We start from the raw sequence: 16,100 nt of genomic DNA on the forward strand, positions 1-16,100 counted from the left end.
GGACCGCCCGCCGACGGTTATTTTTCACAGTGACCGTGGCACCCAATACGCTTCGGCTCAGATCACCGCATTCGCGGCCGCGAATGGCATCACCCGGTCGATGGGATACACCGGAATTTGCTGGGATTGTGAGACGATCAACCCATCAGGCCAGGTCGCGGCTTGACCCGTGTCCACTCTCCGGGGTCAAGGCCAGTCTGTCAGAGGCGTCGCGGATGCCCATACATCGTGAGATGCGTGGCGTACATTGCATCGGAGAAACCATCGAAAGGGGTGTCGACTCGATATCGACTCGCGGCGGTCTGGCATCACCGCGATAGCGCCGGATATCCTCCGAGGATGGTCAACACCCGGCACAGCTCCGTTCTGCGGCGCACCGTGTCCAGAACGCGAGCTCGAATAGTGCTGTTCTCTGACCACCTGGGCAACAGTGCGCAAGCCGCTTTGGACGTGGTCTTCCAGTGGCGCCACTAATACAAGCGTGCTCTGGTTTCGTCCTCGCCAATGGGCAGGCGCCCGTGGCGGCCGTGGAACCCTAAACACCGGACGCGGGAACTACGTCTGGGCTGTCATCTTTGAATAATGGGGTGCAGCCCAAATTCCGAGGAACGGGTTTCTGGCCCATCCTCAGGTGTTAAATTGCGCACGACATGCAATCGACTGGTGAGCCAGATAATCGAAGCGAAAACGACCGTTGCGACAGCAATGGCCAGAGCGTAGAGCCCGACGACGCCGTAGCCCTGTGCCGGATCTAGGAATGGGTAGGGTACCCATCCGTCGGTCGCCCCACGAATAGTGACGACGATGATCCACACGATTGGGTAGACAAGCGCGACCCATATCTTGTTCAGCGGCAGGGCACTGCGGTCGCTGAAGATCACCCAATCAAGCGCGGCATAGAGGGGCAGGACTATGTGCAACACGGAGTTAGCCCACGCGAGGGACACACCACCTTCAAGTCCAGCCAACAACACGTTGTACACGACGCCAGTGATGACAATGTAAGTTGTTGCACAACCTCGCGCCAACATCGACGACCGCGACTGGCGCCCTCCGGAGAGGGACACGACTGCGGCCACCAGCAGCACAACCACCAGAATAATGTTGCTTTGCATGGTGAAAAACCCGAAGAAGTTGAACGGGTTAATCGTCGCCCGCGTGGCCGTGTCGAAAAATGTCGACAGAATCGCCACCGTGCCCAGTATCGCGACAGATAGTCGGATTGCAGCTACTGAATATTTCACGGTCCGCCTTTGATTAGTGGTTCCAGTCTCGGGTAATGCGTCACGCGCACAAATCTTAGGGGTCCAACCTTTTTTATGTGGAAGATTCCCACGCCATGGAATCTGACACCCCCGATCCCGAGAAACCGGCCGGCGTTTGCTCCTACCCACTCGCTGCCGACGCCGTACACAGCGGGCGAGATCGATTAGCGGTCGAGCCCGTTCACAAACGCGACACTTCCTGCGGCAATCTCCGCGCGAGCCTGATTGTGACTGATGGTAGGTTTGCCGTCCCCATCTTGAGGCCCGTAGTCCCCGAAGAACGCGTGAACGCCGCCCTTCACCACGAGGTAGCGGGCAGCGGGCGGCAGAGTCGGCTTCGCTGCAGCAATCTTGGCTGGGGTCGATAAGCCATCCTTCGACCCCGAGATCGACAACACTGCGACGTTCACCTGAGCGATGTTCGTCGCTGGGTAGGAAGCAAAAAAGAGCAGTCCGACGACCGGATCGCGAGCAGCCCCAGCAAAAGTTTCAGCGTCTGTCGCCGCCACAAGTCCGCCGAGGGAGTGGCCTCCGACAACCCAGCGAGTGACCGGATCATGCGCGGCCCGGGCCATCGCAAACGTTCCGGTAGACAGAAAAGCGATTCCGAGGGGTTGCTTGGCAATAACCACCAGGTGCCCCGACTCGACCAGTGGTCGAAGAATCGCGGAATAAGCCCGAGCGTCGACTCGAGCGCCGGGCTGAAAGAACACTCCAACGGGGCTCTCGACGCCCGTTGGCATCATCACGATTTCGGTGGCGTCCTCCATCACCGTGATTGTGCGGTCGGACTTCATGGCAGCCAATGCTGGCGCTTCGGCCGACTGGGGCACCAGCCAGGCAACGGCCGCGATCACCAGAGAACTCAGTGCAATCAGCACCGCCTGAACCACTCTGCGCCCACGACGGACGGGTGTACGGGGTGCGGGTACGGACCACGACCTCACGGCGACAATCACACTGACGACGAGAGTCACCGCGAGGAGCACGATGTACGCCGGATGCCCGTGAATCAGCATCGGTCCGGTTGCGAAAGCGGAGCCGGCGGTGGCGATCACTCCAAAAATCGCCACAATGCGCTTGACCCACAGGTACCCAAGGTCAAGCTTCGTGATCTGCATCATAGGCAGATAATACCGACGATCAGGACGGCAGCCAGCGCGGAGATGATACGCATGTTTTCACGTTTCCAGCATTCCGCGTCGCAAATCAACAGGCGTCTATCCCCAGTACTCGCGGTGTCCATCGCAACCAAGAAGCCGAGACCACACTCGGCCCCTGATTATGGTGGTCCAGTTCGTCAGCTTCATCGGGGCCCACCACGACCCCGCCGACCTGGACCCCTGGGTCGCTGCCAGCATCGGGGCGCTCGTGACCATCTGGGTCACGTTCGTCCCCTCCTTATCTTCATCTTCCTCGGCCCACCGCACGTCGAACGCCTCCGCCGCAACCGCAACCTCGCCGAAGCGCTCACCGGTATCACCGCGGCCGTCTGCGCGGTGCCACAACAGATAAGGATCACAAAATGCCGCCAAAACGCAAGGGATGCGGAGACTCCAGTGGACGCATTGGTGGCGATGCCATTGCGGCACTTCAGTTTCAGGTCGCGACGCGTCACCGACAACGCGCCTGATAGTGCCATGATGACCGCAGGAGTCTGGCACCGTCAGGTCGCCGTGTTGCGAGGTCACTCACGCCTAAGAAGGAGATAGCCTTGGCCAAGAAAATGTACACACCGGACGAGCAGATCGATCGGCTGCGAATCTATAACACCGTCGCCGGAAGTTTGCACCTGCTCCAGGCGATCTTCTTTTCGGTGATTCTGAGCACCCTGAGTTCGCAGGTTCTGTTCGCGGTGACGGCGGACTATTTGGCTGGTCCCCCCGGGTTTCCAATTCCACCGGAGCGGGTCACCGTGTTCGAGGTGAATATCGGTGCCGGTGTCGTCGCTTTCCTCGCCCTCAGCGCCTTCTTTCACTTCCTTATTTCAAGCCCGTGGTTTTTCGCGCGGTACAAGAACGGTCTCAAGAACACGCACAACTATTTCCGCTGGGTCGAATACTCCCTGAGTTCATCGATCATGATCTGGCTCATCCTGGCGATCAATGGCGTTACGGATATTGGTGCGCTGTTCGCGGTCTTCGCTATTAATGCGGCCATGATCATGTTCGGTGCCTTGCAGGAGAAATATGAGCGTCCCGGTTCCGGCGGATTGGTGCCATTCATTTTCGGGTGCATGGTCGGCATCGTTCCTTGGATCCTCATCCTTATCTACTTCCTGCGACCGGGCAGCGCCAGCGACGTCGCTATCCCCAGCTTCGTCGTCGGCATTGTTATTTCTCTGTTCCTGTTCTTCAATACCTTTGCGGTCAACCAATGGCTGCAGTACAAGCAGGTCGGTAAGTGGAAGAGTTATCTTCAAGGCGAACGCACGTACATCACTTTGAGCCTGGTGGCCAAAACGGCGCTCGCCTGGCAGGTGTTTTCCGGCGCCATCATTCCGGCAATCACCGGCTGATCGACGTCGTCGGCATCAACAGCATCAACAATTCTGCGCGGCATATGGCCGGTAGCTGCGCGTTGTCGGGTGGGAGTTGCGACGCAACTCCCGGCTAATCGAACGTCTACTTTGTGATCCGTGGTCTCCGTGGCAGCGATGATCGAACGAGAACACCAACCGGCTTCTGCGCCAATGGCTGGCGTCCGCCGAAGCGACTCTCAGAAATGGACGGAATGCGCAAGCGTGGGCGGTTTACCTATCTCTTCGATCTGATGCCCCGTACACGGATGGCGTGTAACCGTTGCGCGCTGAATCCTGGTTAGGGCGAACCAGCGAATGCCCTCCCGGAGTCTGCACCAGGCGACGAGCTTCCACTGACCAGCGGTGAGAGCGAAGATCATTGGTTCCACCTCGCGTCGTGTGGTTTGCCCCTCCGCGGCGGTGTAGGTGAGGTTGACGGTGACCTGGTCAACGGTGGCTTGCTCGAGCGCGGACATCACGCGCCGGTCAGCTGACGGGCCGACGTCAACCCAAACGCGGCTGGTGGCCTTGCCCCCGGTTAGTGGACACGGGTTAAGCGGCGAGTTGAACTTCCGCGGTCTCTGACGAGTATTGCAGCTCGAAGTCGACTGGGCTGATCTGCCCGATCGAGGAGTGCCGGCGTCGGCGGTTGTAACGGTCCTCGATCCAGGCGCCGACTTCGCGAATGGCGTGGTCGCGGGTGGGCCACACTCGGCGGTAGTAAAACTCGGTCTTGAGCGTCGCGAACCAACAGAATCTGTTGGCGGTAGAGGCAACCCGTGAAATGGCCCCCTCTGTCTCATCTAGGTTAAGGCGGTCTCATTTTTGATACGCACGCTGCTTGGCCCTAGGGAAGGCTTGGATTGAGCCGCTTCTGCTTCATCTGGACCCCGCAGCGTGAACGCGTCAGAACCTCGCGCTCGGAGCTGAGCGATTCGGCAAGTTGGTGTCACGCCGTGGACAAGATCTAAGTCGGAGAGACTGACGCAAACGAGGCGACCGCCGACTCGAAGTGATCGAATACAACATGCCGTCGCGGCGCCTCTATGTTCATGACTTCAAAAGCAGAACCACGTTTTTCGATGTAACCGAGCACCTTCTCGGGTGACCTTTCGTGGCAGCGGCGATCACCCACACGCCATTCATGATCGGACAGGCTGCGGACCTCGAGATCTCTCGTTGCGCACGGTTCATGACTCTGATTCGACATTGAATCTCCTTCGTGATGAGCGGTCCGGACTAGCGGTACCTCGACCAGCTCCGATGCCACTTCCATCTCCACCCAACATAGCCCCCGCTCATGGCGGCATGCCGTTGGCATTACATGCAGCGCCTACCAATTATCGTCATCGGGGACAGCGCTGCGCACAGTCCGACCCCCACTTTACGCAGGCAGTGTTGTCGGCAGTCTGCTCCTATCGAGGCCAAGATGTTGATCTATTCGAGCTCCCATTCGATCGGACTTTTAGCCTTGCGGAGCTGCCGAACGCGCCATCTCGTAACCCTACGGTTCGGGGCCTTGGCTCAAGCGAAAAGGCTTCTTCTGCAGGGTCGCCACGAGCTTGTGTTGATATCCGGCAAACTTACCGCCTCACCACGGCCGGGGACGAAAGCGTCGCTTGGCTCATAGTCGCCTCAGCGGTCTTGGACCACAACGAAAACATCCGAATTCCCGACGGCGTCGATCCCTATGCATATGTTTGTTGAGCACACCTCAAACCACCTCCGCCTACAAGTCACGATTGAAATGAGCAGCATGAACATGCATATCGGCCTCATCGGCCTCGGAAAAATGGGTGCCAGCATGCGCGCCCGACTCCGCGAAAACGACGTTACAGTAACCGGCTACGACCGCAACCCTGACGTGTCCGACGTCGCTACTCTCCAAGACCTCATCGACGCCCTTCCCTCGCCCAAAACCGTCTGGGTAATGGTCCCCTCCGGTGCCATCACGAAGACCGTCATCACCGAGGTCAGCGAACTCCTAGGCACCGGTGACGTGGTCATCGACGGCGGTAATTCCCGTTTCAGCGACGACTTCGTGCACGCAGCCCTTCTCGCTGAGAAAGGAATCGACTACATCGACGCCGGTGTTTCCGGCGGAGTCTGGGGCCAGGAGAACGGCTTTGCGCTTATGGTCGGCGGCAGCGCGGCCTCCGTTGACCGGCTCATGCCGGTATTCGACGCCCTGCGTCCGACCGGCCCGCGTGAGGAAAGCTTCGTGCACGCCGGCGAAGTCGGTGCCGGTCACTACGCCAAGATGGTGCACAACGGCATCGAATATGCCCTTATGCAGGCCTACGCCGAAGGATACGAGCTGCTCGCCAAGCGCGACGACATTATCAAGAATGTTCCTGGAACATTCAAGGCATGGCAGCGCGGCTCGGTCGTTCGGTCCTGGCTTCTCGAGCTCCTGGTTCAGGCGCTCGAGGAGGATCCGGCCCTGACCAGTATCGAAGGATACGTCGATGACTCCGGCGAGGGCCGGTGGACTATTGAAGAAGCATTGGCTAATGCCGTGCCCGTTCCCGCCATGAGCGCATCAATCTTCGCCCGATTCGAATCTCGTCAGGAAGATTCCCCGGCGATGAAAGCTGTCGCCGCACTACGGAACCAGTTCGGTGGCCACGCGGTCAAATCCGCGGAGTAACCATCGAACGCAGGCAGCGTCAGAACCGAGTCTGGCTTAAGGATCTGGCCTCGGGGCGTTTGGGCAGAATGTGATCGTCCGAGGATTGGTGCAGAGCACAGCGCAAGACCCACGGCACCAAATAGGTGCGCGCCCACGCGACATCACTCGTTCATGCGCTCCGCCAGAACGGCAACGGCTCGACCAGGGATAACTGCAATGAGTTCTCGACACGGAGCGCGCTCAGAACGCTGAACGCAATCGTGTGGTGTGATGACCCAGCGGGCTGAAGCGCAACCGATCCGGAGCCGACATACCCGCGTCATGAATGGCCGTCAGCGACCAGAGATAACTACCAAGCAGCCGTGCCGCGCTGCCTTAGAGCGCAAGTTCTCGTTGTAGATCGCGACTTTTCCCCGCATGCCCCAAAAAAATGGTGAGAACCCGAGATCGGCCCGGTGAAGGGGACGATCGTGGCGCGGGACCGGGACAGGCGCGAGATGACATCATCAAACCGAGCCTCGATATTATCCGGGTCGGTACCGGGACGAATCACGTCATTACCGCCAGCGGAAATGGTGATGAGATCCGGGCGCAGCTGTAGCACCGGTTCCACCTGTTCGCCGCTGATCTGGCTCAACATCTTGCCGCGCACGGCGAGGTTGGCGTAGCTGAAGTTCGGTTGGCCGTCACTGAGCACTTCGGCGACCCGTTCGGCCCAGCCTCGATTCCCGCCCACACTCTCTGGCTCGGGATCACCGATGCTTTCGGTGAAGGAGCCGCCGAGCGCGACGTATCGCGTCCACGGGTGGTTCAGATATGCATTGGTCATATGCCTTATATCTATTACCGTTAACTCTACTCTTACGTTAGAGTAGAGATATACGATTATTCCCATACGAGACAAGGGGGCGTTCATGCTTATCGGTGAGTTCGCTGAACGGACTGGGCTCTCCCAGCGCACCGTGCGGCACTACGACGAGATCCACATTTTGCAAGCGTCAGGGCGCAGCGATTCCGGCTATCGGCTCTATGCCCCGGCCGACCTCGACCGGGCACGCATCATCCGCAGCCTCCGAGCGTTGTCTCTCACCCATCCGGAAATCAAGGATGCTCTGGCGACACTGGATCTAGTCGACTCCGACCCAGACGGGACAGTGTCAACAATCCGGCGTGATCTCGCCATCCTGATCAGCGATATCGAAGCGCGTGAACGTTCTCTTTGCGAACAGGTTCGCGTAGCCAGCGGGTTCGTCGAACTGCTGCAGAGTCTGTGACTCAACCACGCCCACCTCGTGATCACGCTCAGACAGGAACACCGTGACACGTCCAACCACACCCACCGTCTCTAACGTCGACATTTTTACCCAAGCCTACAAACGGCGCACCTTTGCCGTTATTTCTCACCCTGATGCCGGCAAGTCCACGCTCACCGAAGCACTCCTGCTGCACGCGCACGCTATTGATCGGGCGGGTGCAGTACACGGTAAAGCTGGCCGGCGGGGCACAGTGTCTGACTGGATGGCCATGGAGCAGGCCCGTGGCATTTCCGTGACATCCGCCGCTATCCAGTTTGAGTATCGCGACACCATGATCAATCTCGTTGACACCCCCGGTCACGCCGATTTCTCGGAAGACACCTTCCGGGTTCTCTCCGCCGTTGATGCCGCTGTGATGCTCGTCGATGCCAGCAAAGGCCTGGAACCGCAAACCATGAAGTTGTTTGAGGTGTGCCGACAACACGGCCTGCCCGTGATCACGGTCATCAATAAATGGGATCGCCCGGGAAAGTCCGCGTTGGATCTCATGGACGAGATCCAGGACCGCACCGGGCTTGTGCCCACACCGCTCACCTGGCCGGTCGGGTTCGCCGGCGAATTTCATGGAGTTCTGGATCGACAATCCCCCGGATTTGTGCGTTTCACCCGAACCCCAGGAGGCGCGACCGCCGCCATTGAAGCGCGTACCACGGCGACGGCCGCTACCGCGGAACTCGGCCAGGATTGGACTAATGCTGCCGAAGAATCAGCACTGCTCCATGCCGAAGGGCACGACCACGACGAAGCACTTTTTCTTCGCGCGACGACCACGCCGGTACTTTTTTGCGCTGCCGTCCTCAATTTTGGTGTGCACCAGCTGCTGGACGCTCTCGTGGAATTCGCTCCGCCCGCTCTGGCGCGGGCAGATATCACCGGTCGACAACGGCCCGTCAACGGTGACTTCTCCGGCTTTGTCTTCAAGGTTCAGTCCGGCATGAACGCCTCGCACCGTGACCACGTCGCATTCGTGCGGGTATGTTCGGGCATGTTCCACCGCGGGATGGTTCTAACGCAGGCATCGACCGGCCGTCCGTTTGCCACGAAGTATGCGCAACAGATGTTCGGACGAGAACGCACGATGGCGGAGCAGGCCTGGCCCGGCGACATCGTCGGGTTGATCAACGCAGCCTCTCTTCGGGTAGGCGATTCACTCTATGATTCCGAACCCGTCGAATACCCACCCCTGCCGGTGTTCGCCCCCGAATATTTTCGTGCCTTAAGCCCCGCCGACACCAGCAAGCACAAGCAATTCCGTCGCGGAATCGATCAGCTCGACCATGAGGGGGTCATTCAAGTCATGCGATCTGACCTGCGGGGCGACCAAGCTCCCGTACTCGGGGCCGTGGGTCCAATGCAGTTCGACGTCGTTGAGGAACGCATGACGCACGATTTTGGTGCTGGCATCCGCATGGAGACGTTGCCCTACCAAATCGCGCGCCGCACCGATCGAGCAAGCGCCGGCAGACTGGATTCCCTGCGCCAGGTGGAAGTGCTCACCCGCTCCGACGACACACTCTTGGCCCTATTCAGCACACCCTGGCGGTTTCAGGCTGTCGCTCGGGAGTTCCCAGATATCGTGCTGGAGAACCTCAGCCCGTCCGTCGAGATGGAGTCCGTCGAGGGCGCAGCCCGCGGCGATAAACGTCGCTGAAGGTGAGTCACCGGCGAGAACAGCAGCGGCCCGGCACACGTGATGTGCCGGGCCGCTGCTGTGCTTGCTATCGTCTAGGCGTCAACGACGACCGCCGTGATCACCGGGTTGCGACGATACTTGCGTTGCATCCATCGGGTCACGCTCTCGGAGAAGATGCGCTCGACGGCTGCTCCGTCGAGCGCGTTGTTCCGGGTTGCTGCAACCATGGCCTCGTCGATGACCTGCGCGGCATTGGCTGCCCAGTCGGCATCGTGATTGAAGCCGCGGGAGATGAATTCCACCGGTTCGGCCAGGCGTCCCGTCTCGGTGTTGAGAATTCCCAGAACGGTAATGGCACCGTCTTCTGCGAGGAGTCGCCGGTCTTCCATCGCTTCTGCTGCGTCTCCGCCGACGGTCATGCCGTCGACCAGGACGTAGTCGGCCGGTACTCGCCCTACAACGGTGGCGCGTCCATCGACCAGGTCGACCACGATGCCATCTTCGACAACGAGAACGCGGTCTTTACTGATTCCGGTGCGCACGGCCAGGTCCGCGTTGACGGTGAGGTGGCGCCATTCACCGTGCACGGGAATCACGTTGGTTGGGCGCATCACGTTGTAGCAGTAGACGAGTTCGCCCGCGCTGGCGTGCCCGGACACGTGGACTTTGGCGTTGGCCTTGTGCACGACGTTGGCACCCCAGCGAGTCAGTCCGTTGATGACCCGGTAGATGGAGTTCTCATTTCCGGGAATGACCGAACTGGCCAAGAGAACGGTGTCGCCCTCTCCGATGCGGATGGTGTGTTCACGGTTCGCCATACGGGCCAGAGCCGCCATCGGTTCTCCCTGTGAACCGGTGCAGATGAGAACGACCTTGTCGTCTTTCATCCGCTCCAGGGCCTTGACATCAACGAGCAGTCCCTTCGGGACGTGCAAATACCCCAATTCAGCGGCCATACCCATGTTGCGCACCATGGATCGGCCGACGAAGGCCACCTTGCGGTTGTGGCGCACAGCCGCATCGATCACCTGTTGGATGCGATGGACATGGCTGGCGAAGCTGGAGACAATGATCCGTCGCGGCGCGGTACGAAACACGGTGTCGATGGCGGGGCCGATGTCGGCTTCGGGTGTGGTGAATCCGGGCACAACGGCGTTGGTCGAGTCGATCAGCAGCAGGTCGATGCCTTCATCGCCAAGCCGGGCGAAACCGGGCAGGTCGGTGAGCCGGTTGTCGAGGGGGAACTGATCCATTTTGAAGTCGCCAGTGTGCACGACCAGCCCGGCTTCTGTGCGGATGCCGATGGCAAGGCCGTCGGGGATGGAATGGTTCACGGCCAGGAATTCGAGGTCGAAGGGACCAACAGAGCGGCGTTCGCCTTCCTTGACTTCAACAACCGGGGGATGCAGACGGTGTTCCTGAAATTTTGCTCCGACGAAGGCGAGAGTCAGCTTGGAGGCGATGACGGGAATGTCGCCGCGTTCCTTGAGCAGATAGGGCACGGCGCCGATGTGGTCCTCGTGGCCATGGGTGAGGACGATGGCTTCGATGTCGTCGAGCCGGTCACGCAAGATCGAAAAATCGGGCAGGATCACATTAATTCCGGGCTGAATGTCTTTCGGGAACAGCAGCCCGCAGTCGATGACGAGCAGTTTGCCTTTGTGCTCAAACACGGTCATGTTGCGGCCGATTTCGCCGAGACCGCCGAGCGGGATGATGCGCAGGCCGCGCGCCGGAAGTGCGGGCGGTGCGGTAAGGGACAGTGGATGGGTGCTCATGGAGCTCTTTTCTTGGGGCGCGGGCGTCAGCCCACGGAATGGTCAGATTCGTACGGGTCAGGCAGGAAATCGGCTACGTCACTGGCAATGAAATCCGGTGCCGGCATGGTGAGCCGGTCGAGGAATTCAAAGGCGAGTTGTCGGATTGCCGGAGCGGCGAGATCGGTTTCGGCGCTGATGTCGGTGGAGAACCACCGTGTCAACGCTCGTTTAGGGTTGTTGCTGGCGACAGCATCGATGAAGTCGCCGAAGAATGTTGAGTCGTCGCGATCGGGACCGGTCTCGGAGGTGTTGGACTCCGCGTGGGCGCGCGTGACCGCGACGTAGTACCGCGCGACGGTGTAAATAAAGAGGAATGCGTGTCCCTGCGACGATCCTTCGCGGGATTTGTCGTCCATTGCTGTGAGTTCAAATTCCCACTCCGCATGTTCCGCATGGCGGGCCAGCAGGAGGGTGATCTTGGTCAGCATAAAATCCTGAATCAGGTGCTGGTCGGTACGAGCGAGGGGATGAATGAACATGGAGTGCTCCTCTCGGGAACCTAGAACGGGGAAAGTTGGGGCCGCGATCGGGTCAGGGACCGCGTGAGTGGTTTCCTGTCAACCACTTACAGCAACTCTACCGTAACGTAAGGGAAGAGTATGAATTGACGGCAATCTCCTATCCACCATCGGTCACCTTCCTCTCACGTGAGAGTAGAGTGTAGGTGGGCTTGCGTGTCGCTCATCATTCGAAAGCTGTTCGAACCTTCCAGATGCGCTCTTTTTGCTCGTCGCAGCCAGCGCACTGCTGGCGCGCCGTCTGCCCCATTCTTGTGAAAGCTTCCGTGTCGTCTTCTACACCACACTTCCCGCACTCCCCCGCACCGTCCGACCGCAGGACAGCGCCGCGCCCGCGTTCGCGAATCTCATGGTCCTGGCTGGCCCTCATCGGTGCCGCCGGACTGATCTCGGTCATGACGGCCCCCGGCCAGACTGCCGGTCTCTCCGTGTTCACAGATCCCCTGATTGTCGAGCTGGGACTGTCGCGAACGGATGTCTCGCTCAGTTATCTCATTGGCACGCTCGTTGGCGCGACCGTGCAGCCGTTTATTGGGCGGGCGTTGGATCGATGGGGAGCACGGTCCGTCACGGTCGTGATTGGCGTGGGCTTCGCCGTCATCCTTCTGGCCTTCAGCTTCGTTGGCGAGATCATCGGGCTCACCGCCGGCTTCACCGGTGTTCGGATGGCCGGCCAGGGTGCGCTCACCCTGGCCGCGACCACCGCGGTTGCCCGGGCCATCCACCATCGGCGCGGGCTGGCCCTAGGCATTGCGAGTGCCATCGGCTCGGCCGGCATCTCACTCGCACCGATCTTTGTGGAGCGGCTGATCGCATCCGTGGGTATTTATGATGCATGGCGGTGGGAAGCGGTGCTTGTGGCCGTGGTGGTCATTCCGCTGGCGTTGGTCTTTCCCAAGCGCGCCCCCGCCGTCGATCCGGAATCGACCCCCTCCACGGCTCAGCTCACCATTCAGAAGGAATCGTGGACGCTGCCGGAGGCCGTCCGATCGGGCATGTTCTGGGTTATCGCCGCGAGCCTGGCAACCTCGGGCATGCTGACAACGGCGCTGGCGTTTCACCAAATCGCCATTTTAGGCGCCCAAGGCCTGACTCCGTTAGAAGCGGCGGCGAACTTCCTGCCGCAGACCGTGACCGGGATCCTGGCCACCCTGCTCACGGGAAGCCTCGTCGACCGGGTTAGTCCCAAGGTTTTCATCGTCTTTTCCATGGTAACGCTGGCCGCGGCTCTCGTTATGCTGCCGTGGGTGAGCAGCGGAGTGGCGGCCATCATCTATGGCCTCGTTCTGGGTGCGGCCGGAGGGAGCCTGCGCGGTATGGAAGCCGCCTCATACGTGCGCTATTACGGTTTGGCACACATTGGCAATATCCGAGGAGTAGCTACGGCAATCGGCCTCGCGTCGACGGCTTTCGGTCCGGTCGCGCTCTCGCTCGGGTTCGACCTGACCGGCAGCTTCACGACGCCGGCGCTGGCGCTGGCACTTATTCCCGTCATCATCATCGGCGTCGCTCTCTTCGTGCGACCACCGCAGCGCGCCTAGGTCGCTCGCTCGGCCCTACTGAGTGCGCAGAAGCTCAAGAAACTCGTCGGCCATTCCCAGCTGGTCTTGGAGTTTTTGCCGACGCTCCACCGCTTGTGCAATGAAGGTGTCGAGCTCCGCGCGGACATCCGGATTGTCCGAACCAGCCACGCCGCCCTGCAGCGTGTCGATGATCTTCAACAGCGCCATCATCTCCTCGAGAGAGAACCCCAGCGGCTTCATGCGGCGAATCAAGATCAGCCGAGAATGATCTTCCTGCGTATAAAGGCGAAAACCGCCCTCGGTACGACCAGAGGCCTTAAGCAGCCCGATTTCGTCATAATGACGAATGGTGCGCAGTGACAGACCGGTCTTCTCGGCGAGCTCTCCAATATGCATGGTGCCCGTGGTGGCCGTGGCTGCTTGGGAAGTCATAGTTGATACCTTTTCTCGAACGGATTAGCAATCAACCCTAACGTTAGAGTAGTGTTGCAGAAGTTGGCTGACATTGTCATGTGAGCCCACTCTCCCACCATTGTCCCTGATGACTGGTGGAGGTGCGCGACGGGGCGCCCACACTCACTTCTTCTACTCATCCGACACCACTCGTGTGTCCCGCTCCAGGAAGGCCCCATGGCCATCATTGAAAAAACCACGGAGAAGAATCGGTACAAAGCCGATCCCACCGTGATGAAAGCTCTGCGCACACCGCGCATCCTCACCCGGGAGGTGCTCGCCGGCCTCGTCGTGGCCATGGCCCTCATCCCCGAAGCAATTGCCTTCTCCATCATCGCCGGTGTGGACCCCCGCGTCGGACTGTTCTCGACCTTCATAATGGCCGTGTCGATCGCATTTCTCGGTGGCCGCCCCGCCATGATCACCGGTGCGACCGCAGCCATTGCGCTCGTAATCGCCCCGGTCGCGCGGGATTACGGCATCGACTACTTCATCGCTACCGTGATCCTGGCGGGCATCTTCCAGATTGTCTTCGCCTTCATCGGCGTTGCCAAAATCATGCGGTTCATTCCCCGCAGCGTCATGGTCGGATTCGTCAACGCCCTCGGCATCCTGATTTTCACCTCGCAGCTGCCGCAGCTGCTGGGCGTCCCGTTCATGGTCTACCCGCTCGTCGCGGTCGGAATCATCATCATGGTCGTCATGCCGCGCTTCACCAAGGTGGTTCCCGCGCCGCTCGTCGCGATCGTCGTACTCACGGTGCTGACCGTCGTGGTATCGATCAATGTCCCCACTATTGGGGACCAGGGCGAACTGCCCACGACGCTTCCGCAGCTATTCTTCCCCAACGTCCCGCTCAACATGGAAACGTTGACGATCATCGCTCCCTACGCCTTCGGAATGGCGATGGTCGGAATCCTCGAATCGCTAATGGCCGCCAAGATCGTCGACGAGAGCACCGACACCCACTCCAACAAGACCCGTGAGTCCTGGGCTCAGGGCGTTGCCAACATGCTCTCCGGCTTCTTCGGTGGTATGGGCGGCTGCGCAATGGTCGGCCAGACCATGATCAACGTCAAGGCATCCGGTGCCCGCACCCGCATCTCCACCTTCCTCGCCGGCGCCTTTCTGCTCGTGCTCGTACTCGGCCTCGGCCCGGTGCTGTCCGTTGTTCCCATGGCCGCACTGGTATCGGTCATGATCATCGTGTCCGTGCTGACCTTCGACTGGCACAGCATCCGCATCTCAACATTGAAGCGGATGCCCAAGAGCGAAACGACCGTCATGGTCTTCACCGTTATTGCCGTCGTCGCTACGCACAACCTCGCGATCGGCGTCGTCATCGGCGTCGTCATCGCCATGGTCGCCTTCGCCCGACGCGTCGCCCACCTCGCCCAGGTCGAACGCAGCCTCACCGTCGACGAGACCGGCCCCATCGCCTATTACACGATCACCGGCGCCCTGTTCTTTGCCTCCAGCAACGATCTGAAGACCCAGTTCAGCTACCTCGACGATCCCGACCGGATCGTCATCGACATGACGAACTCGCACATCTGGGACGCTTCCACCGTCGCCACCCTCGACGACATCAAGTACAAGTACCAGCGCCACGACAAGGTCGTGACCATCGACGGACTCAACGAATCCAGCAACCTGCTGCACGCCCGCCTCGCCGGAAACATGGGCTCGGGTCACTAACCCACCCCGCTTCTGAGCCTGAATAGGTCGGGCCCCGCCACGTAGCGGGGCCCGACCTATTCGTGCGCGAAGGGCGATAAACCCTTACGTTAAGGTAATGTTGCGATGGTTGGGTGTTTCGACGAGGCACATATTCTCCTTCGGGTCGACTCCCATCACGCCGCACCCCCAGTGGTGAGACGCATGAATCCGGCGCCCCGATCGCCTATTCCCATCCATCTGGCTTCTCCCTGAGGTCCCGTTCCTGGAGGCCACATGGCCATCGTTCAAAACTCTGCTGCAGCCAACCGATACAAAGCGGAACCCTCCGTTCTCACTGCCCTGCGCACGCCCCGCCTGCTCACCCGCGAAGTACTCGCCGGCCTCGTGGTGGCCATGGCGCTCATTCCTGAGGCGATCGCCTTTTCGATCATCGCCGGCGTCGACCCGAGGGTCGGTCTGTTCTCCTCGTTCGTGATGGCCGTCACCATCGCCTTTGTCGGTGGCCGCCCGGCCATGATCACCGCCGCGACCGGTGCCGTCGCCCTCGTCATCGCCCCCGTCGCCCGCGACTACGGCATGGACTACTTCATCGCCACGGTCATCCTTGCCGGTGTGTTTCAAATCGTGCTCAGCCTGATCGGCGTCGCGAAGCTCATGCGGTTCATCCCCCGCAGCGTCATGGTCGGCTTCGTCAACGCCCTCGCCATCCTCATCTTCGGCGCACAGCTGCCCCAGCTTC

The 16,100-nt window shown here is 60.3% G+C and carries 15 protein-coding genes and 1 pseudogene; 8 read left to right on the forward strand and 8 right to left on the reverse strand.

Annotated features, from left to right (window positions below; translation table 11 throughout):
• Positions 1 to 127, forward strand: a pseudogene (locus E3T51_RS17555) (IS3 family transposase); the annotation flags it as partial.
• Between the two features lie 442 nt (positions 128 to 569).
• On the opposite strand, the gene E3T51_RS14440 reads toward E3T51_RS17555, so the two are convergent.
• Both E3T51_RS14440 and E3T51_RS14445 read right to left on the reverse strand, forming a co-directional pair.
• Complete coding sequence (locus E3T51_RS14440; protein ID WP_134530472.1) at positions 570 to 1,244, reverse strand: Pr6Pr family membrane protein; 675 nt, start codon at positions 1,242 to 1,244, stop codon at positions 570 to 572.
• Between the two features lie 185 nt (positions 1,245 to 1,429).
• Positions 1,430 to 2,389, reverse strand: coding sequence for an alpha/beta hydrolase (locus E3T51_RS14445; RefSeq protein WP_134530473.1), 960 nt, complete (start codon positions 2,387 to 2,389; stop codon positions 1,430 to 1,432).
• A 590-nt stretch (positions 2,390 to 2,979) separates the two neighbouring features.
• On the opposite strand from E3T51_RS14445, the gene heR reads away from it, so the two are divergent.
• A complete protein-coding gene (heR, locus tag E3T51_RS14455) occupies positions 2,980 to 3,783 on the forward strand; it encodes a heliorhodopsin HeR (RefSeq protein ID WP_241989353.1) in 804 nt (267 codons plus the stop codon).
• Between the two features lie 200 nt (positions 3,784 to 3,983).
• Here the strand turns inward: heR and E3T51_RS17560 are convergent, their stop codons facing one another.
• Positions 3,984 to 4,262, reverse strand: coding sequence for a helix-turn-helix transcriptional regulator (locus E3T51_RS17560; protein WP_134530474.1), 279 nt, complete (start codon positions 4,260 to 4,262; stop codon positions 3,984 to 3,986).
• A gap of 76 nt (positions 4,263 to 4,338) precedes the next feature.
• Positions 4,339 to 4,572 carry an integrase core domain-containing protein gene (locus E3T51_RS14465; protein ID WP_134530475.1) on the reverse strand — a complete coding sequence of 78 codons (234 nt, stop codon included), beginning with the start codon at positions 4,570 to 4,572 and terminating at the stop codon, positions 4,339 to 4,341.
• 976 nt (positions 4,573 to 5,548) lie between these two features.
• Here E3T51_RS14465 and gnd point away from each other — a divergent pair.
• On the forward strand, positions 5,549 to 6,436 hold the full coding sequence (gene gnd / locus E3T51_RS14470; RefSeq protein ID WP_134530484.1) for a phosphogluconate dehydrogenase (NAD(+)-dependent, decarboxylating): 888 nt from the start codon (positions 5,549 to 5,551) through the stop codon (positions 6,434 to 6,436).
• A gap of 331 nt (positions 6,437 to 6,767) precedes the next feature.
• On the opposite strand, the gene E3T51_RS17565 is transcribed toward gnd, so the two are convergent.
• The gene (locus E3T51_RS17565) at positions 6,768 to 7,247 is read right to left on the reverse strand and encodes an SGNH/GDSL hydrolase family protein (RefSeq protein ID WP_420898445.1); all 480 of its coding nucleotides are present in this window, start codon (positions 7,245 to 7,247) and stop codon (positions 6,768 to 6,770) included.
• Positions 7,248 to 7,332: 85 nt separating this feature from the next.
• Here E3T51_RS17565 and E3T51_RS14480 point away from each other — a divergent pair, with 85 nt between their 5' ends.
• Together E3T51_RS14480 and E3T51_RS14485 are read left to right on the forward strand one after the other, a co-directional pair.
• Positions 7,333 to 7,692 (forward strand): helix-turn-helix domain-containing protein, encoded by a 360-nt coding sequence (locus E3T51_RS14480; RefSeq protein WP_134530476.1) that lies wholly within the window; start codon positions 7,333 to 7,335, stop codon positions 7,690 to 7,692.
• 43 nt (positions 7,693 to 7,735) lie between these two features.
• Complete coding sequence (locus E3T51_RS14485) at positions 7,736 to 9,385, forward strand: peptide chain release factor 3 (protein ID WP_134530477.1); 1,650 nt, start codon at positions 7,736 to 7,738, stop codon at positions 9,383 to 9,385.
• 74 nt (positions 9,386 to 9,459) lie between these two features.
• On the opposite strand, the gene E3T51_RS14490 is transcribed toward E3T51_RS14485, so the two are convergent.
• On the reverse strand, positions 9,460 to 11,145 hold the full coding sequence (locus E3T51_RS14490) for a ribonuclease J (RefSeq protein WP_134530478.1): 1,686 nt from the start codon (positions 11,143 to 11,145) through the stop codon (positions 9,460 to 9,462).
• A 26-nt stretch (positions 11,146 to 11,171) separates the two neighbouring features.
• On the reverse strand, positions 11,172 to 11,615 hold the full coding sequence (locus E3T51_RS14495; RefSeq protein WP_166806500.1) for a hypothetical protein: 444 nt from the start codon (positions 11,613 to 11,615) through the stop codon (positions 11,172 to 11,174).
• Between the two features lie 356 nt (positions 11,616 to 11,971).
• Here E3T51_RS14495 and E3T51_RS14500 point away from each other — a divergent pair, with 356 nt between their 5' ends.
• On the forward strand, positions 11,972 to 13,246 hold the full coding sequence (locus E3T51_RS14500) for an MFS transporter (RefSeq protein ID WP_241989354.1): 1,275 nt from the start codon (positions 11,972 to 11,974) through the stop codon (positions 13,244 to 13,246).
• Positions 13,247 to 13,261: 15 nt separating this feature from the next.
• On the opposite strand, the gene E3T51_RS14505 is transcribed toward E3T51_RS14500, so the two are convergent.
• Positions 13,262 to 13,660 (reverse strand): MerR family DNA-binding transcriptional regulator, encoded by a 399-nt coding sequence (locus E3T51_RS14505; protein ID WP_134530480.1) that lies wholly within the window; start codon positions 13,658 to 13,660, stop codon positions 13,262 to 13,264.
• 198 nt (positions 13,661 to 13,858) lie between these two features.
• Between E3T51_RS14505 and E3T51_RS14510 the strand changes: the two genes are divergently transcribed.
• Positions 13,859 to 15,379, forward strand: a complete 1,521-nt coding sequence (locus tag E3T51_RS14510; protein WP_134530481.1) for a SulP family inorganic anion transporter — start codon at positions 13,859 to 13,861, stop codon at positions 15,377 to 15,379.
• A gap of 255 nt (positions 15,380 to 15,634) precedes the next feature.
• On the forward strand, positions 15,635 to 16,100 hold a 466-nt coding region (locus E3T51_RS14515), incomplete at its 3' end, for a SulP family inorganic anion transporter (protein WP_134530482.1).

The sequence above is a fragment of the Cryobacterium serini genome (genome assembly GCF_004404025.1).
Classification (GTDB): domain Bacteria; phylum Actinomycetota; class Actinomycetes; order Actinomycetales; family Microbacteriaceae; genus Cryobacterium; species Cryobacterium serini.